The sequence below is a fragment of the Acidovorax sp. Root267 genome, from assembly GCF_001429215.1.
Lineage (GTDB): Bacteria > Pseudomonadota > Gammaproteobacteria > Burkholderiales > Burkholderiaceae_C > Acidovorax > Acidovorax radicis.
The window spans coordinates 310903-333150 of record NZ_LMJC01000022.1; the positions used below are offsets into that span (position 1 = coordinate 310903).

General features: G+C 65.1%; 22 protein-coding genes. 11 read left to right on the top strand and 11 right to left on the bottom strand.

The annotated features are described in order from the left end of the window. The first annotated feature begins 75 nt into the window (after positions 1 to 75). From ASE39_RS15380 to ASE39_RS15395, 4 genes are all read left to right on the top strand, one after another. The gene (locus ASE39_RS15380) at positions 76 to 756 is read left to right on the top strand and encodes a GntR family transcriptional regulator (protein WP_057271720.1); all 681 of its coding nucleotides are present in this window, start codon (positions 76 to 78) and stop codon (positions 754 to 756) included. 301 nt (positions 757 to 1057) lie between these two features. Then, positions 1058 to 1360 carry a helix-turn-helix transcriptional regulator gene (locus ASE39_RS15385; protein WP_057271721.1) on the top strand — a complete coding sequence of 101 codons (303 nt, stop codon included), beginning with the start codon at positions 1058 to 1060 and terminating at the stop codon, positions 1358 to 1360. Between the two features lie 39 nt (positions 1361 to 1399). Next, positions 1400 to 2740 carry a HipA domain-containing protein gene (locus ASE39_RS15390; RefSeq protein WP_057271722.1) on the top strand — a complete coding sequence of 447 codons (1341 nt, stop codon included), beginning with the start codon at positions 1400 to 1402 and terminating at the stop codon, positions 2738 to 2740. Positions 2741 to 2835: 95 nt separating this feature from the next. Next, positions 2836 to 3897 carry a phytanoyl-CoA dioxygenase family protein gene (locus ASE39_RS15395; protein ID WP_242421460.1) on the top strand — a complete coding sequence of 354 codons (1062 nt, stop codon included), beginning with the start codon at positions 2836 to 2838 and terminating at the stop codon, positions 3895 to 3897. A 271-nt stretch (positions 3898 to 4168) separates the two neighbouring features. Here ASE39_RS15395 and ASE39_RS15400 read toward each other — a convergent pair whose 3' ends face one another. Next, positions 4169 to 5485, bottom strand: coding sequence for a sodium:proton antiporter (locus ASE39_RS15400; RefSeq protein ID WP_057271723.1), 1317 nt, complete (start codon positions 5483 to 5485; stop codon positions 4169 to 4171). Between the two features lie 398 nt (positions 5486 to 5883). On the opposite strand from ASE39_RS15400, the gene ASE39_RS15405 reads away from it, so the two are divergent. After that, positions 5884 to 6171, top strand: coding sequence for a DUF6150 family protein (locus ASE39_RS15405; RefSeq protein WP_010458504.1), 288 nt, complete (start codon positions 5884 to 5886; stop codon positions 6169 to 6171). Between the two features lie 69 nt (positions 6172 to 6240). Here the strand turns inward: ASE39_RS15405 and ASE39_RS15410 are convergent, their stop codons facing one another. Further along, a complete protein-coding gene (locus tag ASE39_RS15410) occupies positions 6241 to 7086 on the bottom strand; it encodes a fumarylacetoacetate hydrolase family protein (RefSeq protein WP_057224205.1) in 846 nt (281 codons plus the stop codon). Positions 7087 to 7366: 280 nt separating this feature from the next. Between ASE39_RS15410 and ASE39_RS15415 the strand changes: the two genes are divergently transcribed. Both ASE39_RS15415 and ASE39_RS15420 read left to right on the top strand, forming a co-directional pair. Then, entirely contained in the window at positions 7367 to 7966 is a 600-nt protein-coding gene (locus tag ASE39_RS15415; protein WP_057271724.1) for a chromate transporter, read from the top strand. Beyond that, positions 7963 to 8577 carry a chromate transporter gene (locus ASE39_RS15420; RefSeq protein ID WP_057271725.1) on the top strand — a complete coding sequence of 205 codons (615 nt, stop codon included), beginning with the start codon at positions 7963 to 7965 and terminating at the stop codon, positions 8575 to 8577. The genes ASE39_RS15415 and ASE39_RS15420 overlap by 4 nt, the downstream gene beginning before the upstream one ends. A gap of 124 nt (positions 8578 to 8701) precedes the next feature. Here the strand turns inward: ASE39_RS15420 and ASE39_RS15425 are convergent, their stop codons facing one another. Next, entirely contained in the window at positions 8702 to 9619 is a 918-nt protein-coding gene (locus ASE39_RS15425; RefSeq protein WP_057271851.1) for a LysR family transcriptional regulator, read from the bottom strand. A 122-nt stretch (positions 9620 to 9741) separates the two neighbouring features. Between ASE39_RS15425 and ASE39_RS15430 the strand changes: the two genes are divergently transcribed. Together ASE39_RS15430 and ASE39_RS15435 are read left to right on the top strand one after the other, a co-directional pair. Further along, entirely contained in the window at positions 9742 to 9975 is a 234-nt protein-coding gene (locus ASE39_RS15430; RefSeq protein ID WP_010458512.1) for a DUF2798 domain-containing protein, read from the top strand. A 15-nt stretch (positions 9976 to 9990) separates the two neighbouring features. Next, on the top strand, positions 9991 to 10293 hold the full coding sequence (locus ASE39_RS15435) for a putative quinol monooxygenase (protein WP_082615464.1): 303 nt from the start codon (positions 9991 to 9993) through the stop codon (positions 10291 to 10293). A 144-nt stretch (positions 10294 to 10437) separates the two neighbouring features. Here the strand turns inward: ASE39_RS15435 and ASE39_RS15440 are convergent, their stop codons facing one another. Both ASE39_RS15440 and ASE39_RS25960 read right to left on the bottom strand, forming a co-directional pair. Next, positions 10438 to 11604: an ABC transporter substrate-binding protein gene (locus ASE39_RS15440; RefSeq protein ID WP_029412962.1), complete on the bottom strand. Its 1167-nt coding sequence runs from the start codon at positions 11602 to 11604 to the stop codon at positions 10438 to 10440. A 331-nt stretch (positions 11605 to 11935) separates the two neighbouring features. After that, positions 11936 to 13180, bottom strand: coding sequence for an IPTL-CTERM sorting domain-containing protein (locus ASE39_RS25960; RefSeq protein ID WP_082615476.1), 1245 nt, complete (start codon positions 13178 to 13180; stop codon positions 11936 to 11938). 596 nt (positions 13181 to 13776) lie between these two features. Here ASE39_RS25960 and ASE39_RS15450 point away from each other — a divergent pair. Further along, on the top strand, positions 13777 to 16782 hold the full coding sequence (locus ASE39_RS15450) for a hypothetical protein (RefSeq protein WP_140426798.1): 3006 nt from the start codon (positions 13777 to 13779) through the stop codon (positions 16780 to 16782). Between the two features lie 46 nt (positions 16783 to 16828). Here the strand turns inward: ASE39_RS15450 and rlmB are convergent, their stop codons facing one another. Further along, positions 16829 to 17575, bottom strand: coding sequence for a 23S rRNA (guanosine(2251)-2'-O)-methyltransferase RlmB (gene rlmB / locus ASE39_RS15455; RefSeq protein WP_010458522.1), 747 nt, complete (start codon positions 17573 to 17575; stop codon positions 16829 to 16831). Positions 17576 to 17717: 142 nt separating this feature from the next. Then, positions 17718 to 18419 carry an ABC transporter ATP-binding protein gene (locus ASE39_RS15460; RefSeq protein ID WP_057224193.1) on the bottom strand — a complete coding sequence of 234 codons (702 nt, stop codon included), beginning with the start codon at positions 18417 to 18419 and terminating at the stop codon, positions 17718 to 17720. 15 nt (positions 18420 to 18434) lie between these two features. On the opposite strand from ASE39_RS15460, the gene ASE39_RS15465 reads away from it, so the two are divergent. Next, positions 18435 to 19118, top strand: coding sequence for an arylesterase (locus ASE39_RS15465; RefSeq protein ID WP_057224191.1), 684 nt, complete (start codon positions 18435 to 18437; stop codon positions 19116 to 19118). A 15-nt stretch (positions 19119 to 19133) separates the two neighbouring features. Here ASE39_RS15465 and ASE39_RS25965 read toward each other — a convergent pair whose 3' ends face one another. The 4 genes from ASE39_RS25965 to ASE39_RS15480 all read right to left on the bottom strand — a co-directional run bounded on the left by ASE39_RS25965 (position 19134) and on the right by ASE39_RS15480 (position 22138). Next, the gene (locus tag ASE39_RS25965; RefSeq protein WP_081474547.1) at positions 19134 to 19322 is read right to left on the bottom strand and encodes a hypothetical protein; all 189 of its coding nucleotides are present in this window, start codon (positions 19320 to 19322) and stop codon (positions 19134 to 19136) included. A 49-nt stretch (positions 19323 to 19371) separates the two neighbouring features. Continuing rightward, on the bottom strand, positions 19372 to 20211 hold the full coding sequence (locus ASE39_RS15470) for a DUF2189 domain-containing protein (protein ID WP_199864284.1): 840 nt from the start codon (positions 20209 to 20211) through the stop codon (positions 19372 to 19374). Between the two features lie 109 nt (positions 20212 to 20320). After that, a complete protein-coding gene (locus tag ASE39_RS15475; protein ID WP_140426799.1) occupies positions 20321 to 21559 on the bottom strand; it encodes a PLP-dependent transferase in 1239 nt (412 codons plus the stop codon). A gap of 87 nt (positions 21560 to 21646) precedes the next feature. Further along, entirely contained in the window at positions 21647 to 22138 is a 492-nt protein-coding gene (locus tag ASE39_RS15480; RefSeq protein WP_010458530.1) for a BON domain-containing protein, read from the bottom strand. Positions 22139 to 22248 lie beyond the last annotated feature (110 nt).

The window sequence follows — 22248 nt, forward strand, 5'->3', positions numbered from 1 at the left end:
CGGCGCATTAAAGCACTAATGTATTAGTGCGTCAATTTTGCCTCCCTCTAAAATCTCGCATCGGCTCTTATCCCCATGAAAACATTCCACAAGTTCGACCGGACCCGCCAAGCAGCCCCTCAGGTCTTTGAATGGCTGCGCGAGGTCATCCTCTCTCTGGAACTGGCACCGGGAACGCCGCTGTCGCGGGCCGAATTGGCCGAACGTTTTGCGCTGAGCCAGACTCCCGTGCGTGACGCCCTGATCAAACTGAGCGAGGAAGGCCTGGTGGACATCTATCCCCAGCACGCTACCTTGGTCAGCCGCATCGACATCGCATCGGCCACTCAGGCGCACTTCCTGCGCTGCGCCATCGAACTGGAAGTGGTTCGCACGCTAGCCTTGGCCAACGACGCCGTGCTGCGCGCCAAACTCTCCGCCCAGGTGGATCTGCAGGCGGCCTTGGCAACGGCCGATACCGAAGACTTCATCGCGTCGGACCAAGCGTTCCACCGCCTGATGTACGACGCCGCCGGGGTGCCGGATCTGTACGAACTGGTGCGCCAGCGCAGTGGCCACCTGGACCGGCTGCGCCGGCTCGATCTACCGTCACCGGGCAAAGCGGCGCGGGTGGTGCGCGACCACCGCGCGATCGTGGAGGCCCTGGCCGCACACGATCCCGACGCCGCGCAGGCAGCGCTGCGTGTGCACCTCTCGGGCACCCTGGGCCATGTGGCCGACATCCGGGCACGGTATCCCCACTACGTGGCTGCGTAACTCCGTAGTCACCGCCTGGCTGATGCAGCACGCTCGCAGGCTTTGCCAAAGCAGCAGGCACTGGCAGCCAAATGCACGGTTCAACGCTCCCTGCGGGATGGGTCGGCGCACATGACACAGGGCCGTCGAGCACTGACCGTGACGCAACGAGGGGAGCCTCCCCGCTCTGTCGATTCCCAAGGCGAAAGGACCACAGCCTTCCCCTTCGCTCACGTGGTTTCTCAAAAGCCAAGAGCGCATTCAGCATGGAATTTTGATTATTAAAATACTCTTATTTAATAAAAAGAGTATAAATAGCATCATGTCTACTGATCTTGTCCCCACCCTCGCCGCCGCCCGCAAGGCCCACCAGATGACCCAGGCCCAGCTCGCCGAGAGCGCTGGCCTCAGCCGCATGACGGTGCAGCGCACCGAAGGCGGCGACCTGGACCCGCGCTATTCCACCCTGGCCGAGATGGCCCGCGTGCTGGGCATGGACATCATTGCAGTGCCCAGCAGCCTGCGGCCCAGCCTGGAGGCATTCATCCAGTCGGGGGGCAAGTTTCTGGGCCAACCGGAGGGTGTGGATGCACCGCCCTCGGTTGTGGACGGCCTGCGCCGCTGACCGTAGCGGCACCCCGCACATCCTTCCGGCCCGCACCCCATGAGCACCTCCATCCGCTACCTGCGCCTGTACCTGCACCGGCCTGCGCAGGCAGACGGCGCGCCGGGCGATTCAAGTACGACAGCAAGCCGCCGTGAGGCCATTGGCTACCTCTCGCAATACGGCGACATCCTGCGCGTGTCGTTTGACGAGAGCTATATCCGCAACCCGCAGCGCCCCACCCTGTCGCTCAGCTACCAGGGCGCGGACGAGGCAGCCACGCAGCAGATCCTGGCATCAGCACGCGATGCGCGGCTGGTGCGCACCGATGGGCGCTGGCCCGTGTACTTCCAGAACCTGCTGCCCGAAGGCCACAACCGCGACCGCCTGGCGCGCGAACGCGGCTGCAGCCCCGATGACGAGTTCGAGCTGCTGGCCGCCGCAGGGCACGACCTGATGGGCGCGCTGGAGGTGGAGCCCGTGCCCGCGCAAGACGGCATCCCGGACGTGGTGCGGCACTGGCACACCACCCAGGGGCTGGATGTGCTGGAGCCGGGGTTTGTCGAATTCCCGGTGGAAGACGCGGCGTCCCTGCCCGGCGTGGTCACCAAGTTCAGCGCAGTGCAGGACGGCCGCCGCTACACGGTGCACCGCCGGGGCGCAGCGGGCAGCGTGATTTTGAAGCTGCCCACCACCGCCCACCCCGACCTGGTAGCCAACGAGTACACGGGCTACCAGCTATGCCAGGCGCTCGGCCTGCACTGTGCTGACGTGCGCGTCATCACCCGCGCCGAGGCGGACCTGCCCGACACCCTGCCCTTCAACGAAATTTTGGCCGTGCAGCGTTTTGACCACCTGCCCGGCGGCGCCCGCGTGCACATGGAAGAGTTCAACCAGGTGCTGGGCTACACCCCCCGGCAGAAATACGGCAAGGGCGCTCTGCAAGACTGGGCCACCATGCTGCGCGTGCTCAACCGCCTGAGCCGCCAGCCGGTGCTGGACACGCGCGAGTTCCTGGCGCGCATGGTGGCCTTCATCCTGATGGGCAACACCGATGCGCACCTCAAGAACTGGGCCCTGGTGTACCCCGACGGGCGCGTGCCCCAGCTGGCGCCGGTATACGACCCGGTGTGTGTGGCCGCGTTTTTTGATGGTGTGCCCGACCACCAGTACGCGGTGAACCGCGCCATCGACAAAACGCTGCGGACGCTGACCTGGGATGACATGGAGGGCCTGATGAAATCCGCCGGACTGCTGCGCGTGCCCCGGCACCTGGCCTTGTTGCGCGATACGGTGGCGCGTGCCAAAGAAGACTGGCCGAGCCTGCTGGAGAACGCCCCGGAGTCTGTGCGCAACGTGGTGGCGCAGCGGCTTGCAGGCGGCGTTGCCTTGGCCCGGTGATGGCGGGCCACCCTGCAAAATCGGCAGGCCTGCGGGCAGGGTTCGGCCCGGGCCGCACCTTTTGACCCCGACCAGTTTTTGGATTCGTTGCACCCATGCTTCCCCACATCCCGCCAGCCACCACGCCACCTGCTTCTGGCTCCTTGCCGCCCGATGCGGAGAGGGGCGCCCTGCAGGTGCCACACCTCAAACGCTGCTGGTCACGCTGGATGGCCGCGCGCCAGGGCGTGGTGTTCGAGGGCGCCCAGGGAGAAGCCCACCGCACGCAGATCGTGCTGGCTGCGCTGGGCGTGGGGCTGGAGCAGACCATGCACCACGTGCTGCGCGAGGCCCCGGAGTTCGCCGCCTTCGAGGACTGGATCGTGCGCACGGCGGGCGCGCCCAATGCCGCCACCGTGGCGAGGATTCAAGCGCTTGTGGATGGCGGGCCGCCCCCTGAAGCGGCGCTGCAGTTGCAGGCCCGGATCGATGCGATGGAACCCGTGCTGGATGCGGACGACCTGGCGCATTGGGACGAGCATGGCTACGTGGTGGTGCGCAACGCCGCCACGCCAGAACACAGCGCCGCCGCTGAGCAGGCGGTGTGGCAGGCCGTGCGCGCTGACCCTGCAGATGTGGCGTCGTGGTATGCCCACGCCCCGCGCAACACCATGGTGCAGCTGTTCCAGCACCCGGCGTTCGAGGCCAACCGGCGCTCCCTGCGCATTCACAAGGCATTTGCGCAGCTGTGGGGCACGGCAGACCTGTGGCGTAGCACCGACCGCTGCGGCTTCAACCCGCCGGAGCGCCCCGGCCACCCCTACGGGGGCCAGGGTATGCACTGGGATGTGAGCCTGCACCAGCCCATCCCCTTTGCCACCCAGGGCATCCTGTACCTGACGGACACGCCGCCCGAACAAGGCGCCCTCACCCTGGTGCCGGGCTTTCACCGCCGGGCGGGCGACTGGCTGGCCCACCTGCCCTCTGCTGCCGACCCACGCCAGCAAGACCTGCATGCGCTGGGCGCCACACCCGTCGGCGCAGGCGCGGGTGACCTGGTGATCTGGCACCAGGCCCTGCCCCATGGACCCAGCCCCAACCGGGGCACACGGCCCCGGCTGGTGCAGTACATCAACCTGTCACCGGCCCACGTGCCCTGCCACGACATCTGGGTCTGAGAGGCTGAGAGTCTTTTATCCATGCCCGCCTTGTACGCGAAAACGCCCCGGCTCGTCGTTGCAAATGCTCGCCATAGCCCAAGCTATGGCTGTGCTTTGCGCCTAGATCCGAGGCGTTTTCGCGCGCCTTTCGGGCTCGGCTAAAAAACTCTCAGCCTCTGAGGTGCGGCGAGAGGGGGTGCACCGCCCCCAACAACCACAAAACTCATAGCAATAAAACCATACAGATAAAGCGCTAGCGGTCATTTTCGATTGAACCTGGCTTGCTAACTCACCGTGGCCACTGTGCCTTGGCCTTTCGGCGCGTCTCGTAGCGCCGCATCAGCGGCGTCACCGACACCCCGTGCAGCAGCACCGACGCCACCACCACCGCCAGCGTGATCGCCAGCAGGCGCTGCGCAATCACCGGGTGCAGGTCGTGCGTGATGGCGTACATGAGGTAGTAGATGGAGCCAATGCCCCGGATGCCAAACCAGGCGATGAGGCGGCGCTGCGAGCGCTCTACCTTGGCGCCCACCAGCCCCATATACACGGCGAACGGGCGGATGACGAGCAGCAGCACGGGCACAAACCACAGCACCTCGGCACCAAAGTCCACCACCGAGAGCAGCGCGCCCACCACCAGCACCACGGTCACTTCGGCCAGGCGTTCCAGCTGGGCGTTGAAGCGCTCGACCGATTCCATCATGTGGCCCGGCGCCTGTGCGGCCAGGGGGGTTGCGCCATCGGTGTTGTCGCCTTGAGCAGGCGATGCCACGGATACCACTGGCTCCGCCGCCGCGCGCCGCAGCGCCAGCCCGGCAGCAAACACGGCCAGGAAGCCGTAGGTGTGGCACAACAAGGCCACGCCATAGGCCAGCGCGATGAGCCCCAGCACCATGAACTCGTCCGGGCCCAGTGCCTCGCGGTGGCGGATGCGCAGGTACAGAATGGCCCGTCCCACCGCCACACCCAGCGCGTAGCCGATCCCCAGGCCGCCCACCACGGCCCAGAGCACGTCAACCGCCCACCAGCGCCAGCCACTCTCCCCCAGGTCGTGCAGCGACATCAACCCCAGGCCCAGCATCACCAGCGGAAACGCCGCCCCGTCGTTCAGGCCGCCTTCGCCCGTCAGGCCAAAACGCAGGCGGTCGCGGTCTTGCGGGTCTGACACCTGCACATCGGACGCGAGCACCGGATCGGTGGGTGCCAGGATGGCCCCCAGCAGCACGGCAGCGCCCAGCGGCAGGTGCAGCAGCCACACGCCCACGGCGGTGATGGCGCCCACGGTGATCAGCATCGACACGGTAGCCAGCTGCAGCGGAATGCGCCAGCGCCGGTCCCGCAGCGGCAGCTCCAGCTTCAGGCCCACGGTAAACAGCGAGATGAGCACGGCGATCTCGGTCAGCCGCTCCAGCAGCGGGGCATCGCCCACCGGGTCCAGCACCAGCAGGCCCAGCCCCCAAGGGCCAATGCCCACGCCTACCGCCAGGTACAGGATGGCAGAGCTGAGCGGCACGCGCGCGATGAAGGAGCTGGTCAGCGTCATCACGACCAGCAGCAGGCCGACCAGCACAAAGCCCAGGGCGGGAAGCAGTTCAGCGGTCATGGAACACGGACTGAAGGTGGGAAGGGTGGCATTCGCATCCGGCCACTGTGCGCGCCACCCGCGCCCACCACTGCCGGGGTGCCGCCCCCCGGGCTGTCAGCGGATGTCGCCAATCGGGGCAACGTTTTTGTCGTGTCCCTTGGCATCCCATGAACTTCTGAACCCTCTTCAAGGCGTGGCTCCGTCGCCACCCTATTTACTTCAAAATTAATAGCTGCCAGCGCTTTGCCATCCAGCGCCAGGCCCTGTTTTTATGAAAAATCTTACATCTCTACAGGGCAACCCGGGGCTGGCGCGCCCAAAGTCTGGGTACCCTTGGCCGGTAGGACCGCAGGTTTCGGGGTGAATACCTCGCCCCGAAAACCCCCTTCCCCGAACGACCGCCAAAAAGGACGCCCATGGCCAAGATCCTGGAAGTGAAATACGAGAACCAGGCCGACGCCCGCGTGTGCGAGGTCGCGCACGAGAGCCAGGCCGACCTGTGCTGGCACGAGGTGGCCTACGCCACGCAGGCCAGTGGTGATGCCATCTGGTTCTTTGTGGCCTATGCCAACCAGGCCAGCTTCAAGGTCTACCGCGTCAAGCACTCCAGCCAGGCAGACCTGAAGCTCTTCAAGGTGAGCACCCCGGAGCAGGCCGGCTGGCGCACCAAGGACCACCTGCTGATCGGCAAGCTGGGCAAATAAGCGCGGCCCATCCAGAGCCTGTTCAGGCGCTGCTGGCGCCGTTGCCGGGCGTTGCCGGATGGTGGCGCCTCATCCCCCCACGCACTTTTGCACCTGCTCACCCAGGCCCGTGGCGCCCAGACGCATCACGTCGCCGGGCTTGAGGAACCAGGGTGTGGGCTTTTGCCCCAGCCCGACGCCAGCGGGCGTGCCGGTCAGGACCACGTCGCCCGGCTCCAGCGTCATGAACTGGCTGATGTAGGACACCACGGTGGGCACGCCAAAGATGAAGTTGCGGGTGCTGCCGTTCTGCACACGCTGGCCGTTCACTTCCAGCCACAGGTCGATGGCGTGCGGGTCGGGCACCTCATCGGCCGTCACCAGCCAGGGGCCAAGGGGCGCAAAGGTGTCGTAGCCCTTGCCCTTGTCCCACTGGCCGCCGCGCTCGATCTGCCAGGCGCGTTCGGACACATCGTTGGCCAGCACATAGCCCGCCACATGCTGCAGCGCATCGGCCTCGGCCACCTGGCGCGCGCGGGTGCCGATGACGATGCCCAGCTCCACCTCCCAGTCGGTCTTGGTGGCACCGGGCGGAATGCGCACGTCGTCATTGGGGCCGCTGAGCGCCGTCACGGCCTTCATGAACAACACGGGCTCGGCGGGCGGCTGCATACCCGCCTCTTTGGCGTGGTCGGCGTAGTTGAGCCCCACACACACGATCTTGCCCACGCCCCCCACCGGGCTGCCCAGTCGCGGCGTGCCGTAGACGGCCGGCAGGCGGCTCGCATCCAGCGCGGCCAGCGCAGACAGGGTGCGCGGGTTGAGCTGGGCCGGGCCCAGGTCGGGCAGGAGCATCGACAGGTCGCGCAGCGTGCCGGTGGCATCGATCAGCCCGGGGCGCTCTGCGCCGGGCTGGCCATAGCGGATGAGTTTCATGGCGGGAAATCCTTTGGGAGGTCGATAAAAGGTGGCAGCGGCCGCAAGCGCCGAGCTGCGCCGACACGCAGCATAACGACACGCGCCCCTCGGCGCTGACGCCAATCACCGGCCCCGCCTTGCTGCAATGCGAGGCCCGCAACCCTGCGCAGGCCGCGTGGCCCGCGTAACATGGCGCGGATGCGCCGCACCACCGGCCGCGCACCTCAAAAACTCCTGATTTAATAGCTGCTAGCGCTTGCCAGATAAGCGCTAGCGGCCATTTTTACCTAATTTCGCCATGGCCAATGCCTCCGATCTGCCCTCCCCGCCCCCCGAATCCCCACACCGGCCCCAGCCCCACAACCCGGCCGACCTGTTCTGGTCCTTCACCTGGCTGGCCCTGCAAGGTTTTGGCGGCGTGCTGGCCGTGGTGCAGCGTGAGCTGGTGGAAAAAAAGTGCTGGATGACGAACGAGGAGTTCGTCGAGGACTGGGCCGTGGCGCAGATCATGCCCGGGCCCAACGTGGTCAACCTCAGCATCATGATCGGCGACCGCTACTTTGGCCTGCGCGGCGCGTTCGCGGCGCTGGCGGGCATGCTGACGTTTCCGTTGGTCCTGGTGCTGGCCCTGGCCGTGGTCTACGCCGAGTTCTCCAGCCACCCGGCCGTGGCCGGTGCGCTGCGCGGCATGGGCGCCGTGGCAGCGGGGCTGATCGCCGGGGTGGGCATCAAGCTGTTTGTCTCGATCAGGAACCACCCCCTGGGCCGCCCGCTGTGTGTGGCGTTTGCGGCGCTGACCATCGTGGCCATGGCGTGGCTGAGGCTGCCGCTGCTATGGATCCTGCCGGTGATCGGTGGTGCGGCCTGCCTGCTGACCTGGAGAAAGCTCGCGCCATGAACGCTGCCACCACCCTCACCACGCCGTTGCTGGCCCTGAGCGCGGGCGACTGGCTCAACCTGTTCCTGTACTACATGTCGCTGTCGCTGCTGGCCGTGGGCGGCGCCATCGCCACCGCGCCCGACATGCACCGCTTCCTGGTCGAGCGCCAGGCCTGGCTGACCGACCCGCAGTTCAACGCGTCGATCGCCATCGCCCAGGCCGCACCCGGCCCCAACGTGCTGTTCATTGCCTTGCTGGGCTGGAACGTGGGCATCAACGCAGGCGGCCCCGGCCTGGCCGGCTGGCTGCTGGGCGCTTTGGGCATGGCGGTGTGCATGCTGGGCGTGATGCTGCCCAGCAGCCTGCTCACCTGGACCGCCACCCGCTGGGGCCACCGCAACCGCGAGCGGCGCGGCGTGCGCGCCTTCAAGCAGGGCATGGCGCCGGTGGTCATCGGCCTGCTGCTGGCCACGTCGTGGGTGCTGGCCCGCGCCCACGGCGAGTGGACGACCGACTGGCCCCTGTGGCTGCTGACCGCCGTGACCGTGGTGCTGGTATGGCGCACCAAACTGCACCTGCTGTGGATGCTGGGGGCGGGGGCTGTGCTGGGGGCGGTGGGATGGGTATGAAACGCTCAGCACGGCCGGGGGCATTGACATTGAGCGCAGCCCCATATTGAGCGCAGCCCCCATTTTCGGACATGGCCCATGGTTTTTGCCCGCGGTGGCGCCCACCCGCCGTGTCGTGAAATGATCAGCAGCGGGGCCGCGAGGTGGTGAGCCCTGGCACGGCCCCGATTTCGCTTTCCAGGTAGTCCATGAAGGCTCTTGCACGCATGGGTTGGTATCGCCGCGAGGGATACACAAGACGCAGCGTCTGGGCCGCCGCCTGCCAGCGCGGCAGTATGCGTACCAGCTTGCCGTCATCCAGCAGGTCTTGCACCAGCCAGGCTGGAGTCATCGCTATGCCCCAGTCGTCGCACACGGACTGGCGAATCGACAAGGCACTGTTGATCGAATACCGCCCTCTCAATGCGACGTGGCGCGACCCGTCAGGACCGGCTACTTCCACGGTCGCGCCAGACTCCAACCAGGCAAAGCGGATGAACTCGTGCCTTTGCAGGTCGTCGATATGCTCAATCGCGCCGTGCTGCGCCAGGTAGTCGGGTGATGCAACGAAGAAGCGCTCCGATGTCGCCAGATCCCGCGCAACGGCACTCGCCGGCAGTGCGCCACCGAGGCGGATGGCCAGATCGACCCCCTCTTCCACCAGGTCGACGAAGCGGTCATTGAGGACCAACTCAACTTCGACTTTGGGGTGCAGGCGAACGAAGCATTGCGCTATCCGGTGGAGGTGCATTTCTCCCAGCCCAAGCGGCGCGTTGACCCGCAACAGGCCTGCCACCTGAGCGCTCAACCCGCAGGCGTCGGCGCGGGCATCGGCGTACTCTTCGAGGATCTGTTTGGCGCGCTCGTAGAAACGCAGGCCCGCCTCGGTGGGCGTGAATTTCGTGGTGGTTCTCTCGATCAGCCGCACCGCGAGGTCGCGTTCCAATGCCGCAATGATCTTGCTGACTGTAGGCTGGGTAACGCCCAACTCACGCGCAGCTGCTGACAGATTTCCCAACTCGATGGCGCGCACCATGATCTGCATGCTGCGAAAAACGTCCATGGTCATTCCATTTTCGAATGAAGCTAGGTCGATTTTATCTTCTACCCACTGCAGGCGAATGAGCAAATACTTTGTGGACGGTGCGCTTGAGACGCATGTTTTGAATCCACAAGGTGCATTGAATGAAATTCCACCCTCGCTACGCTCCGGTCATCTTTGGAGGCCTGCTGTCCACCATCATGGTGTCCGTCGTGTCGGGCCTGCTGTTGTTTCTGAACGAAGGCTTTCATCCAGGATTCGCGGCGGTATGGCTAAAAAACTTTCTGTCCACCTGGCCAGTGGCTTTTCCCACCGCCCTCGTCGTAGCACCCTGGGTGCGTCGCATCGTTGCGAACCTGACCCTGCCCATTCCTTAATCTTGACGCCCTGCCATGACACACAACCCTGAAATTTCCACTGTTCCCGTGATCAGGAAACTCGCCCGCATCACTGGAAAACCGCAGCACGCCGTCGCTTTGCGCGAGGCGCTGCAGACACTGGAAACCCACACCCGCACGGAGGTCGGTTGTCTTGAGTTCACATTCTTTCAGGCGCTGTCGAATCCCGATGCATTTGTGCTGATCGAGACGTTCTCCAGCCAGGATGCGCTGGATCTGCACATGAGACTGCCCCATACGCAGGCGTTCTTCAAAGCGCAGCTGGTGATTGGCGTTGATGTGGAGAGCCTGGGCTGATACCGCCCGTCGGAAACCGATACTTACCAGCTTTGCGACAAGCAGCTAGCTCCGGACAACCGGGATGACGGGGAAGGCGTTGGCAGCGCCGAAGGCTGGCCAGGCGCTTGCGCTCCTGCCCAGCAGCACACTCAGACAACCCGCTCAGCTGATCCGGCGCCCGTTTTCCGCGTACACGGCCAGGTAGATCGCATCCGAGCCGATGTAGGGCGCCTTGTTGCCAAAGCCCACGTTGAAGTCGCCAAACGACAGCGACCGGATGCTGGCCAGGCCTGCGCGCAAGCGGTCGCGCGTGAGGTCCTTGCCTGCGTTCTTGAGGCCCTCGATCATGATCTGGCCGTTGAGCCAGCCTTCGAGCGCGCTGCCGCTGTTCATGAACGCCACGTTCGCGCCCGTGGCTTTCAGGGTGCTCTGGAACCTGCGCACCACCACCGATTTCTGGGAGTTGGCATCCGGGAACACCTGCACCAGTGCCAGGCCACGCGTGGACGCGGCCAGCTTGGGCAGCTCGGAAGAGATCACCGTGACCGACAGGCCCGCCAGCGGCACGCCCTGCGCCTTGGCGCGAAAAGCCTGCACGAAGGTGGTGTTGGCCGTGCCCGTGGTGGCCAGCAGCACGGCGCCCGGGCGCTCGGCGGCCACCTTGTCGGCCAGTTCAGCGCCGTTCTTGCCATCCACGGCCAGTGCAAACTCGCCGCCGCGCTCGACCTTGATCTCGTCCAGCGCGCGGGACATGTCCTTGAGCACTTCCTTGCCAAACGGGTTGTCCAGGTACACCACGGCAATGCGCTTGAGGCCCATGTCCACGATCTGCTTGACCAGGCGCTGCGTCTCTTCGCGGTAGGTCGGCCGCAGGAAGAACACATGCCGGTTCTCGGGCGCACGCAGCGAGGTGGCGCCAGTCACCGGCCCCACGGTGGGAATGCCCTTGGATTCAATCAGAGGCAGGATGGCCGCGGTGTTGGCCGTGCCCAGCGGCGAGATCAGCGCGAACACAGATTGGGCCTCCACCATGTCGGTCACGTTCTTGAGGGTGCGGCTGGCCACGTAGCCGTCGTCCTTGGGGTCCATGCGGATCTCGCGGCCGTGCACACCACCAGCGGCATTGACCTCGGCGAACGCGGCCTTCATGCCCGCCACCTGCTCGATGCCTGCCTGGCCCAGGGGCCCGGTCAGTGCGATGGAGCAACCCAGGTTGATGGTCCGAGCGGTCAACGCCTCTTCGGCCGCCACGGCAGTGTGGGCCCAGGCAGGCAGACCGGTGGCAGCAACGGCCTGGGTGGCACGCAAGAGAAAGTGACGACGGCTCATGGTATGGGATGCCCCGAGAAAAGAACGATGGGGGAGCCTAGCGGCACATTGGACATTTTGCTGTCAGTTCTGCGACAGAAAATGCACCAAAAAAGTGCAACAAATCCGGAAGCTACCTGGCAACAAGCATCCAACGGCGCCCAGGGCCACCGCGCGGCGCGGCCCCCCACCACGACGGACAGTCCACACACGCTGCACGCTCTTGGACTCACAGTGAGTCAGCAGATCACCCCCATAACACCGGTTGAGCTTTGCGTCGCTGCGCCCACCACAAAAAAAGGGGCGCTTACGCCCCCCACCATCTGTGCTTGGTCCATTGCGATTGCGCGACCTACATGCCCTTGCGACGCATACCCAGGCCGACGATGGCCATCAGCCCAGCCAGCAAGATCATCGCCCATTCGGAAAGCGTCGGGATCGAAGTCGTGGGCGGCACGAATCCATCCATGTTGTTGGTGAAGGTACACGCGATAGCCGCCCCTGCTGCGGTGGCCGCTGCATCCAGCGTGACCGTGCGCGTCCCCAGGTTGTTCGCCTGTGTTCCACCTGCACCGAGGCCGGTGCAACTGATGGAGGCCAGGGTATAGCCTACCGGAGGCGCTGCTTCTGTGATCGTGGTGCTGGTACCTGCTGCAGCCAATGTCTGCGCACTTCCAGATACGGCCACGCCGGACATCAGGGTCGTAATGGATTGGTTGGCAAACCCGTTGCTGCCGCTGAAATCGAAGGTACCTGCGCCACCGTTGGAGATTTTCGTGACCCGGATCACCGGCAAAGCAGCTGTTGGAGTGCATGCACCAGGGATGGCAATTGCATTTGCATTGGTGGTGACGGTGCCGCCCGCAGCCAAGGCTCGGCCTGACAAGGTAGCACCCGCGCCCATGGTGATGCCCGCAACATCAACGATTGTTCCGAAGAAAGTGGAGTTCGCACCCAGTGTCGTCGCGGCGGTGGGCGCCCAAAAGACATCGCCCGCGCAAGCGCCATTCAGGGTGACAATGGATCCAGCAGCGGTGTTCAGCGCCGCAGTTGCCGCACCCGCTCCGGGTCTGAAGACGTAGACACCGCCACCATTGAGGGTCAGTGTTGACCCAATGCTCATGGCGCCCGTACTGGAATAGCAACCAGGTGGGATGACGCCAGGCGTACCTCCGCCGACAATGGCCGCACTCAGATCCACTGACGAGCCAAGAGAGATGCATGTACCCAACTGCGCATCCAAATCCGCCAATGCGGTGTTTTGGTCGCTGATCTCTGTCGTGCACGGGGTCTTTGTAATGCCGCTGAAGGCAGGCAATGTCCCAGAGGCGGTCGAGTAACACACCGAGCCTGTGACAACTGTCGGGGCGCCAGTGCCGGAGAGCGTACTGGAGACAATTCCGAAATTTGCGGCAGTTCCAAGCGGCGGCGCTGTCGCAGCCCATGCGACATTGCTGTACGCCAGTGTCAGTAGCGAAACAAGCCCCAGGCACAACAGCAAGGCGGGATTTTTTCGACCGGATTTGGACTGAAGGGGGGCAGCATCGCATGTGGCGTACCCTGAATTGGTGAGGGTGGCAGTGCTGTCGGATGGCATGGTGTTAAACCTTCTGTGGTGACTTCAAAGTCCTTGATCAACCAAGTAGTTACTTAGTCGGACCACAGTACTGCGCTTCGCTGCCCAGCGGTGCGATTTCCCAGACTTATGCCCGCTGCGCCCGTTATTCGGGCCATTGGCCTACACCCGTTACCCGGTAGCGTTACAAATGGGCGCGACCTTGGGGAAGCCTTTCACGAATCGGTTCTGGTTGTGCCACAGCGATGCCTGAACCAAAACAGCGCGCTTGTTCAAAAAGCAATACGGTTCAACGCCGAGCGACTACCGCTATCAAACGCACTTGTGGCTTGCCGCCCAACATCAGCAAAATATGCATGCAAAGCCAGAGACTGGCAGCATGCCCCTTTGAGGCATCAAGCGTTGATCATGCGTGCGAAGGAACAGACTGCTTGACTGGCCGCAGACTCATGCGGTGTATCTAAAGCGCCCACTCATACTGCATACACCTCGGCACGATGCCGGGAAAAATTTTGAGCAGCGGCTTAGGGACTGTGCGGCACAGCCACCCAGCCCCGCGAATCGCACAGGGGTTGGCACTTCGGACCATCCAGACAATGAACCAGGGAGACCCACGCATGTCCGACGGACTACCCGCGTATCGCCGCCACAGTACCCTTGGCGTCGTCATGGCATTGAGCGCATTTGTGGGGCTGGGCGCGGCTCCACAGGCCTGGGCGGAGGGCAGCCGTACGCTGTATCCGTCCACCTACCCTACCAGCGGCGGCACCTGCGCCAACACGCTCAACCGGGGATGCCGCGCCAATCTGGACCTGCAGCCAGGCAACCGCTACGTGGGCAAGGTCCAGCGCCGCACCTTTCTGTATGTCTACGCCGAGGCGGGCGAATATGTGCTGCTGGGCTCCAGCAACCGCACCACCGGGGGCGACATCCTGGTGTACAACCCGCAGGATTTCGGCACGCCGGGTGATGAGACATTGCCAGCCGTGGCGGATTTTTCGTGTGCGTCCAGCAGCCCGCCCTCGGGTAGTTTTGGTGGTGGCAGCCTGGGTCAGCTGAACACGCGCACTCAGGAGCTGGCCGGGCCCCACAGCGCCGACGGTAGCGCCACTGTCACTAATGGGTTCGCACCCTGCGCCTACCGCGTTCCATCGTCCGGGGTCTACGGCGTGCAGTTCATGCCCGCCAGCAGTGGCCCCACCAACCTCAATGGCGACGTTTTCAACCCCCGCGTCAGCAGCAGCACTGCCGCTGCATGGGACGTCACGGTACGTGCGTCCGCCAGCAGCCTCGGCAACCTCGATGGCCGCCTGTTCACCTACGCCTGGGTGGGCTTCACGGGGGTGAACAACCGCCCGGTCTATTCGCGCCACGACTACGTGACGCTCGACGGTTACCGCTACTCGCAGGCACTGGAGGGGCTCGATCCCAATGGCTTTGCGCTGTACGCCAACCGGCTGGGGTTTCTGGACAACGGGCAACCGCTGTACAAGGGCGTGCGCGGCAGCGATTCGTTTGTGACGAACCTGGCGGCGGGCCTGTCGGCCCAGCGGCCGGAGTTTCCGATTTTCTTTAGCAGCATTGCTCCTGCGGCCCCCCATGCGGCCGAGGTGGACAAGGTGCTCACGGCGCTGCGCATTCCGCTCACGCCCCAGCCTCCCTCGCTGTCGGCCGTCACATTCAGCGGACGCCCGCCCAGCGTCGGTTCACGCACCGTGCCGGGTTCAGGGGGCACGTTCCGGCTTTCGATCACCGGAGCCTCCACCTTCCAGATCGTCGTGAGCCGCGATGGCGTGGACTTCAGCCCCTCCAACACGGCCAATGCGGTCATCACGGGCATCGCCGCCACGGGCACGCAGGATGTGCCATGGGATGGCAACGATGCCTCCGGCACCGCCTTCCCGTCCGGTGCCGCGCCCTATGCCTACCGCGCGTCCGCGCGTGCCGGCGAGATCCATTTGCCCATGATCGATACCGAGAACAATGGCAATGGGACCAGCACCGCCACGGCGACCTTTGGCGGTGGCCCCACCATCACCAAGCTGAACGGACCGCAGGCAGGCAATACCACCGTGTATTTTGATGACCGTGGTTATGTCACCCAAAGCGGCACCCTGGTGGGCCAGCTGAACGGAACCCTCTGCCCCAGCTCACCGCCACCCGCCTCCACCCCTGCGCAGGCGCTGGGCGGCGCGGATTCGACGCTGGTCTATGGCGCCTCGCCGCAGCTGTACCGCTGGTGGCCCCCTGGTGCCAATGCCAACGCCGACTGTGCCGCCACCGGCGGGTGGGGGGATGCCAAGGGGCTGGACCTCTGGACCTACATCACGTCCCCGGCCGGCAATGGCGTGCTCTGGATTGACCCGCTCCTGCGGGACACCGCCGCATCCATCTTTGTGCCTGCTGCGGCAAGGCCGGGCAGCGTGGTGCAGGGGCGCCTGGCGTTTGCGAACCGTGGCGCGGACACGGCCACGGGGCTGCAATACACCCTGACCCTGGACCGCAGCTGTACCGACACCGTGGTGAGCTTTGCCAATCTGCCCACCGGCGCGTCTGCATCGTGCGTGGACACGCTGGGTCAAGCCCGCTACGTGTTCTCGGGCTTCCCGGCCACGCTCGCGGGTGGCGCGTCGGTGCTCGGTGCCGACCCTGCTGCGCCCCTGGTGTTCTCGTACGCCGCTCCGGCGGGAGGAACCGTGACCGCCGTCGCCACGGTGGCCGGCCCCGCGCCCGACGACGTGCCCGCCAACAATTCGGCCACAGGCGCCACGGTGATCAGCCCGGTGGATCTGCAAACCACCGCCAGCGCGCCCCTGACGGCGCTGGCTGGCGAATCGATAACGGTCCTGGCAACGTTTGCCAACCTGAGCGGTACCGCGGCGACCCCCTGGACCCCTACGATCGCCATCGGGGCTGCGCTGAACTGCCCCGCTGCCGTGCAACTGGTGAGCGCTCCGCCCGGGGTGACCATGGCCGGCTTCGACACTGCAACCTGTACCGTGGCCCTTTTGGGCGTGCCCCCCACCTTGGCCGACGGGCAGATCCTGTCGCTGAGCTTCCGCTACCAGGCACCCGCCCTGGGGCAAGTGCCCATCACCACCACGGTGGTCACCCCGGGGGATGCACACACCGGCAACAACAGTGCCACGGCCACTACCACCATCGCGGTGGTGAACATGGTCATCAGCCTGTCGGGCATGCCTTTGCAAGCAATCTCCGGGCAGCCCTATTCCGGGACGTTTTCTTGCACCAATGCCGGACTTCTGGATGCCGTGGGCGGCACGCGCTGCGCAATCGACTCCGGGTTGCCCCCTGGCTTGAGCCAGACAGGCTGTGTGCTGGACCGCACGAATGCGGCCTGGTTGGCGGGGGACACGGTGCCGGCGGGCGCCACCGTGATCTGCCGCGTGGCGGGTACGCCCGTGACCATCGGGCAGATGGTGATTGTGGCCAGCACCGCCGCCGTGGGCGAGGCCATCCTGTCTGACAACACCGCCACCCAGGGCCTGGCCGTGGTGCCCTTGAAATCCATCCCCACACTCACGCAGCCTGCAACCGTGGTGCTGGCGGCGCTGCTTTTCCTGGTGGCGGTGCGCCTGCGCCCCCGGCGCAAAGAACAATGACCGGGCACCCCAGAAAGATGGGAGCGCCCCAGCAATTGAAGATGTGTCAGGTGCGCTGGCGCAGCGCCTCGTAAAGGCACACGCCGCTGGCCACCGACACGTTCAGGCTCTCCACAGCGCCCTTCATCGGAATGCTGACCAGCTCATCACAGGTCTTGCGCGTGAGCTGGCGCATACCGTCGCCTTCGGCGCCCAGCACCAGGGCGACGGGGCCTTTCAAGTCCACCTGGTAGACGGTCTTGGGCGCGTCGTCGCTGGTGCCGATGCACCAGATGTTGCGTTCCTTCAATTCGCCTAGCGTGCGTGCTAAGTTGGTGACCATGAAATACGGCATGGTCTCGGCCGCACCGCTGGCCACCTTGGCCACCGTGGCATTGATGCCCACGGCATGGTCCTTGGGGGCAATCACGGCATGCGCGCCCGCGCCATCGGCCACGCGCAGGCAGGCGCCCAGGTTGTGCGGGTCGGTCACGCCGTCGAGCACCAGCAGCAAAGGCTGTTCGATACCGGCGGCTTCGAGGTTCTCCAGCAGTTCGTCGAGCGAGGTGACCTGGGCCACGGGCTCCACGCGCGCGGCCACACCCTGGTGGCCGTGGCTGCCGGCCAGCTTGGCGATGCGCACGCTGTCGGCCTCGATCAGGCGGGCACCGGCTTCGCGGGCGCGGTCGAGGAACTGGCGCATGCGGGCATCGCGCCGCGTGACCTCGTAGTAAATCTCGATGATGGATTTCGGCGCGGTCTTCAAACGCACGCCCACGGCGTGAAAGCCGAAGAGAACTTTGGGGCTGGACATGGACGGATTATCCGCTGGCGCAGGGCACTGGCTTTAGGAAACTATCAATTTGATAGCTATTGGCGCTTGATGGATAAGCACCAGAGGCCAAAAACATTCAAAACCTGGCTTTCCCCATCCCTCTCAGCGCTGCAAATGGCGCTTACACCACCCGCCCGGCCTCGATGGTGATCCGCCGCTCGCACTGCTCGGCGATGGCGCGGTCATGGGTGACCAGCACCAGCGTTGTGCCCTGTTCCCGGTTCAGGTCGAACATGAGTTTCATGATGGTCTCGCCGGTGGCAAAGTCGAGACTGCCGGTCGGCTCGTCGGCCAGCAGCACGGCCGGCTGGACCACAAAGGCCCGCGCCAGCGCCACGCGCTGTTGCTCGCCACCCGAGAGCACCTTGGGGTAGTGCGAAAGGCGCTGGCCCAGCCCCACGCGGGCCAGCATGTCGGCGGCGGCCTTGCGGGCATCGCGGCGGTTGGCCAGCTCCAGCGGCAGCATCACGTTCTCCAGCGCCGTGAGGTTGCCCATGAGCTGAAAGCTCTGGAACACAAAGCCCACCTTTTGGGCGCGCAGCGCCGCGCGGGCATCCTCGTCAATGGCAAAGAGGTCATGGCCATCAAGCCGCACCGTGCCACGGCTGGGGGTGTCGAGCCCCGCGATGATGGACAGCAAGGTGCTCTTGCCCGAGCCCGAGGCGCCCACGATGGCGGCAGTTTCCCTGGCAGCCAGGCGGAAATCGATATCCCGCAGAATGTCGAGGGTTCCGGTGGAATCCGTCACTGACTTGAAGACATGCTCCACGGCAATGATGGGTGTGGCGGGCGGTGTCTTGGGCAATGGGAAGGATTCGGACATGAAAGGCTCTTTACTTTGATTCGATATCTGCAGCAACGGCGCCACTTTATCCTGAGCGCATCGGTCGGCCTGGTGGTGGGGCTTTCGGCGCCGCACGCCTTCGCCCAAGCGGCCCCGAAGACGGCAGCTGCGCAGGCACGGCAGCCGGTGGTTCTGGTGCTGGGGGATTCTCTGAGCGCCGAATATGGCCTTGCGCGCGGCACAGGCTGGGTGGCCTTGCTCGAAAAACAGCTGGCTCAGGAAAAACTGACGGCCACCGTGGTCAACGCCAGCGTGAGCGGCGAAACCACCTCGGGTGGCCGCGCGCGTCTGGCGGCGCTGCTGGCGCAGCACAAGCCGAGCCATGTGGTGATTGAACTGGGGGGCAACGATGCCCTGCGCGGGCTGCCGCTCAAGAATACCGAGGAGAATCTGGTCTGGATGACCCAGGCAGCCCAGAACGCGGGGGCCAAGGTGCTGTTGGTGGGAATGCAGGTGCCGCCCAACTATGGCACCGACTATGCGAACCGGTTCGCGGGCCTGTTTACCACGGTGGCCAAGGCCCAGAAGGTGGCCGTGGTGCCTTTCTTCCTGAAAGGTGTGGCCGACGGGCCCGATCCGACCCGCCTGTTCCAGCCTGACCGCATCCATCCGCGCGCCGAGGCGCATCCGCAGATGCTGGCCAACGTGTGGCCGGAACTCAAAAAACTGCTGCGCTGAAGCGCAGCGGGCGCGTCAGCCGCCAGGGGCGCTTGCAGGCTGATCGGGTGCCCCCGCTTCGCCCGCTGGCTGGTCGTCTGCGGGCTGGTTACCCTGCGGATCGTCCGACCTTTGTTGTGTTTTGGATCTCAGCTTCTCTTCCTTTTTTTTCTTTTTGGCGAGTTCGCGCTGGCGTTTTTCGTATCCGTAGTTGGGTGTTGCCAAGGTAATTGCTTCCTGAAGTAGAGACTCACTGTAACAGGATGGGCCTTTTTCAGGCTCCCGCCGAGATGGTATTGGGTGGGGTTACTGATGCGCGGTACGCATGCCAGCTGGCAAAGCCCAGCACCGGGCCGGCCAGAAGCAGTCCGACACCCCAGAACCAGAGCGAAAGCGCCACGATGGTGGTGATGAGGGCTCCCCAAAGCAACATGACCAAGGGGTTCTCCAGCACCACACGCATGCTGGTAATGCCGGCGGTCAGGGCGTCGGTATCGCGGTCCAGAATCATCGGGATGGACACCACGGAGGTGGAAAACACCAGCGCGGCAAACATACCGCCCACCATGGCGTACACCGCCACAAAACTCAAGTTCTGCGGGTTGAAAATCGCTTGCAGCACGCCCGTGGTGGAGGGCATGCCGGTGTTGAAAAACACGGCAAACACCACCAGCGACGCGCGCCCCCACAGCAGCTCCAGCACCACCAGCACCAGCACCAGCATGCCCATGCTGCCCATGTGGCTGTCCCAGCACGTGAGCGACTCGCTCAGCGCGGGCTGGAGCCCCGCCTCGCGCCTGCGACTGGTGTCGTAAAGCCCCATGGCCAGAAAAGGACCGAGCAGCAGGCAACCACTGGCCAGCGACATGGTGTATTCGGGCCGTGTGCGGAACACCCAGCCCAACACCAGCGCCATGCCCCAGAAGCACACGCCATAGAACACGGCAATGCCGGGGGCGGCGCGCACATCCTGCAAGCCCTTGGCCAGCCAGCGGAACGGATCGGCCAACCCCAGCCGCCGCAGGGTGACGGGCTGGGCCGCCTGGGCATCCGGTGCAGGTGGCCTGGCCGGGTCGGCAGACTCAGGGACGGGGTTGGAGGGTGTGGCGTTCATGCAGGCTGGACGTTGAAATGGCTGCGGCAAAACCGCTGTCCCTCACACTAAGCCAGCCCTGGGCCCTGCGCCACTGCGGAAACTACCACCCCGCCCCCAAAGACAGGACTCACACCACCGGAAAGGCGTGCTCCATGGCTTGCTGGAGATCCCGCCGCAGGTCTTCCACCGCTTCCAGTCCAATCGAAAACCGCACCAGCGTGCCTGGTTTGAGATGGGTGGACGGGCGGCTGCGCATGCCAGCGATGTTGTAGGGCACCACCAGGCTCATGGGGCCGCCCCAGCTGTAGCCCAGCTTGAACAGGCGCAGGCTGTCGCAGAAAGCATCCACCTGCTGCGGCGTATAGCGCGCATCGATCATCACGCTGAACAGCCCCGCCGCAGCGCCCTGCCCCGCACGCGCTGCGCCGCACAGCGCTTTCCAGTGCGCGTGGCCAGGCGCTCCCTCCAGCGCGGGGTGCAACACCTGCGCGATGGCAGGCTGGTGCTGCAGCCACAGCGCCAGGCTGCGCGCCGCCTCGTCATGGGCGCGGTAGCGCAGGCCGATGCTGGGCAGCGAGCGCAACACGGCTTCCACATCGTTCACGCCCACGCCCAGGCCCAGCCGCATGTGGGTGAGCTTGATCTTCATGTGCAGGCCCGGGTCCCGCGTCACGACACTGCCCATGAGCACATCGCCCCCGCCGCTCGGGTATTTTGTGAGCGCGTGGGCCGAAATATCCACCCCAAGGCTGCCGTCACCGGTCAGGTCAAACGGCGCAAAGGCCAGCCCTGCGCCCCAGGTGTTGTCCAGCGCCGTGACCACGCCCCGCGCGCGGCAGATGCGCACCTGTTCGCACAGGTCCGGAAACTCCATGCTGACGGAACCTGGTGCCTCCAGCCACACCAGCCGGGTGGCGGGCGTGATGCGGACCGCCAGGTCGGTCGGGTCCAGCGGGTCATAGAACACATGGGTAATGCCAAAACGCGCCAATTCGCCGTTGGCGAGGTCCTTGCCCGGACCGTAGGCGTTGTCGGGAATCAGCACTTCATCCCCGGGCTTGAGCAACGCCAGGGCCACGTTGGCAATGGCCGCCAGGCCGCTGGGCACGAGCAGGCACTGAAGGCCCCCCTCCAGTGCACACAGGCGCTCTTCCAGGATGAAGGTGGTGGGCGTGCCATGCAGCCCGTAGGTGTAGCCGCTTTTGTCCTTCCATTCGCGTGAGCGCATGGCCGCGACGTTGGGGAAGATGACCGTGGAGGCCTTGTAGACCCCCGGCTGAGGTGCTACGAACCCTGCAGGCGGAACGTAGTCGTGGTGGACGATGCGGGTGGCGAGGTCGGTGTCATGCTCTTTCATGCCAGCCATGGTAGCGCGCCGCCAGGGCGTGAACCCGGGCGGCGCGTGGCGTCTGCAGTGTGGACTGCAGCGCTGGGGCAGAGGTCAGCCCGCGTTTCAGCTGGCGCTCACCACCAGCTGGTTGTTCACAGAACTCACGCCATTCACGGCCTTGGCGATGCCTTCGGCGCGCTCACGGGCCACGGTGGAGGGTGCGGGGCCCTTCAAGGTGACACGGCCATTGGCCGTATCGACATTGATCTTCACCGCGCTCAGGTCGGGGTCCTTGGCAAGGCTGGCGCTGATCTGCGCGGTGATTTCTGCGTCGCTCAGAAAAACCATGCCCTTGTTGGCGGCTTCCTTCACCGAAGATTCGGCGTTCGCAGCACCCTGCTCCACCTTGGTTTCGGCGTTCTGCATGGCGCTTTCTGCCTTGGCACGGGCTTCGGCGGCGGCCTGCTCGGTTTTTGCGACGGCAGAGTCCAGGCGCTGGCCCGCAGTGGGCTCTTCCTTCTTGCCGCAGGCAGACAGCCCCAGGGCCAGGGCGCTCACGGCCAGGATGGTTGCAATACGGTGTGCAGGACGCTGGGAAATCATCAGGTTGTTCATGCGGAAACTCCTTGCGGTAAAAACATGGCGAGACTGTAAACGCTGGCCGGTAGGCGCTAGGTCGGATGCGACCTAGGCGCCTGTAGGACGATGCCGACAATTTCGAGAAT

Coding starts and splice junctions, on each gene's coding strand:
- ASE39_RS15395 (WP_242421460.1), top strand. CDS start 2,836: ATGCTTCCCCACATCCCGCCAGCCACCACGCCACCTGCTTCTGGCTCC.
- ASE39_RS15400 (WP_057271723.1), bottom strand. CDS start 5,485: ATGACCGCTGAACTGCTTCCCGCCCTGGGCTTTGTGCTGGTCGGCCTG.
- ASE39_RS15480 (WP_010458530.1), bottom strand. CDS start 22,138: ATGAACAACCTGATGATTTCCCAGCGTCCTGCACACCGTATTGCAACC.
- ASE39_RS15430 (WP_010458512.1), top strand. CDS start 9,742: ATGAAATTCCACCCTCGCTACGCTCCGGTCATCTTTGGAGGCCTGCTG.
- ASE39_RS15420 (WP_057271725.1), top strand. CDS start 7,963: ATGAACGCTGCCACCACCCTCACCACGCCGTTGCTGGCCCTGAGCGCG.
- ASE39_RS15425 (WP_057271851.1), bottom strand. CDS start 9,619: ATGGACGTTTTTCGCAGCATGCAGATCATGGTGCGCGCCATCGAGTTG.
- ASE39_RS15380 (WP_057271720.1), top strand. CDS start 76: ATGAAAACATTCCACAAGTTCGACCGGACCCGCCAAGCAGCCCCTCAG.
- ASE39_RS15475 (WP_140426799.1), bottom strand. CDS start 21,559: ATGGCTGGCATGAAAGAGCATGACACCGACCTCGCCACCCGCATCGTC.
- ASE39_RS15435 (WP_082615464.1), top strand. CDS start 9,991: ATGACACACAACCCTGAAATTTCCACTGTTCCCGTGATCAGGAAACTC.
- ASE39_RS15450 (WP_140426798.1), top strand. CDS start 13,777: ATGTCCGACGGACTACCCGCGTATCGCCGCCACAGTACCCTTGGCGTC.
- rlmB (WP_010458522.1), bottom strand. CDS start 17,575: ATGTCCAGCCCCAAAGTTCTCTTCGGCTTTCACGCCGTGGGCGTGCGT.
- ASE39_RS15415 (WP_057271724.1), top strand. CDS start 7,367: ATGGCCAATGCCTCCGATCTGCCCTCCCCGCCCCCCGAATCCCCACAC.
- ASE39_RS15405 (WP_010458504.1), top strand. CDS start 5,884: ATGGCCAAGATCCTGGAAGTGAAATACGAGAACCAGGCCGACGCCCGC.
- ASE39_RS15410 (WP_057224205.1), bottom strand. CDS start 7,086: ATGAAACTCATCCGCTATGGCCAGCCCGGCGCAGAGCGCCCCGGGCTG.
- ASE39_RS15440 (WP_029412962.1), bottom strand. CDS start 11,604: ATGAGCCGTCGTCACTTTCTCTTGCGTGCCACCCAGGCCGTTGCTGCC.
- ASE39_RS15385 (WP_057271721.1), top strand. CDS start 1,058: ATGTCTACTGATCTTGTCCCCACCCTCGCCGCCGCCCGCAAGGCCCAC.
- ASE39_RS25960 (WP_082615476.1), bottom strand. CDS start 13,180: ATGCCATCCGACAGCACTGCCACCCTCACCAATTCAGGGTACGCCACA.
- ASE39_RS15460 (WP_057224193.1), bottom strand. CDS start 18,419: ATGTCCGAATCCTTCCCATTGCCCAAGACACCGCCCGCCACACCCATC.
- ASE39_RS15470 (WP_199864284.1), bottom strand. CDS start 20,211: ATGAACGCCACACCCTCCAACCCCGTCCCTGAGTCTGCCGACCCGGCC.
- ASE39_RS15390 (WP_057271722.1), top strand. CDS start 1,400: ATGAGCACCTCCATCCGCTACCTGCGCCTGTACCTGCACCGGCCTGCG.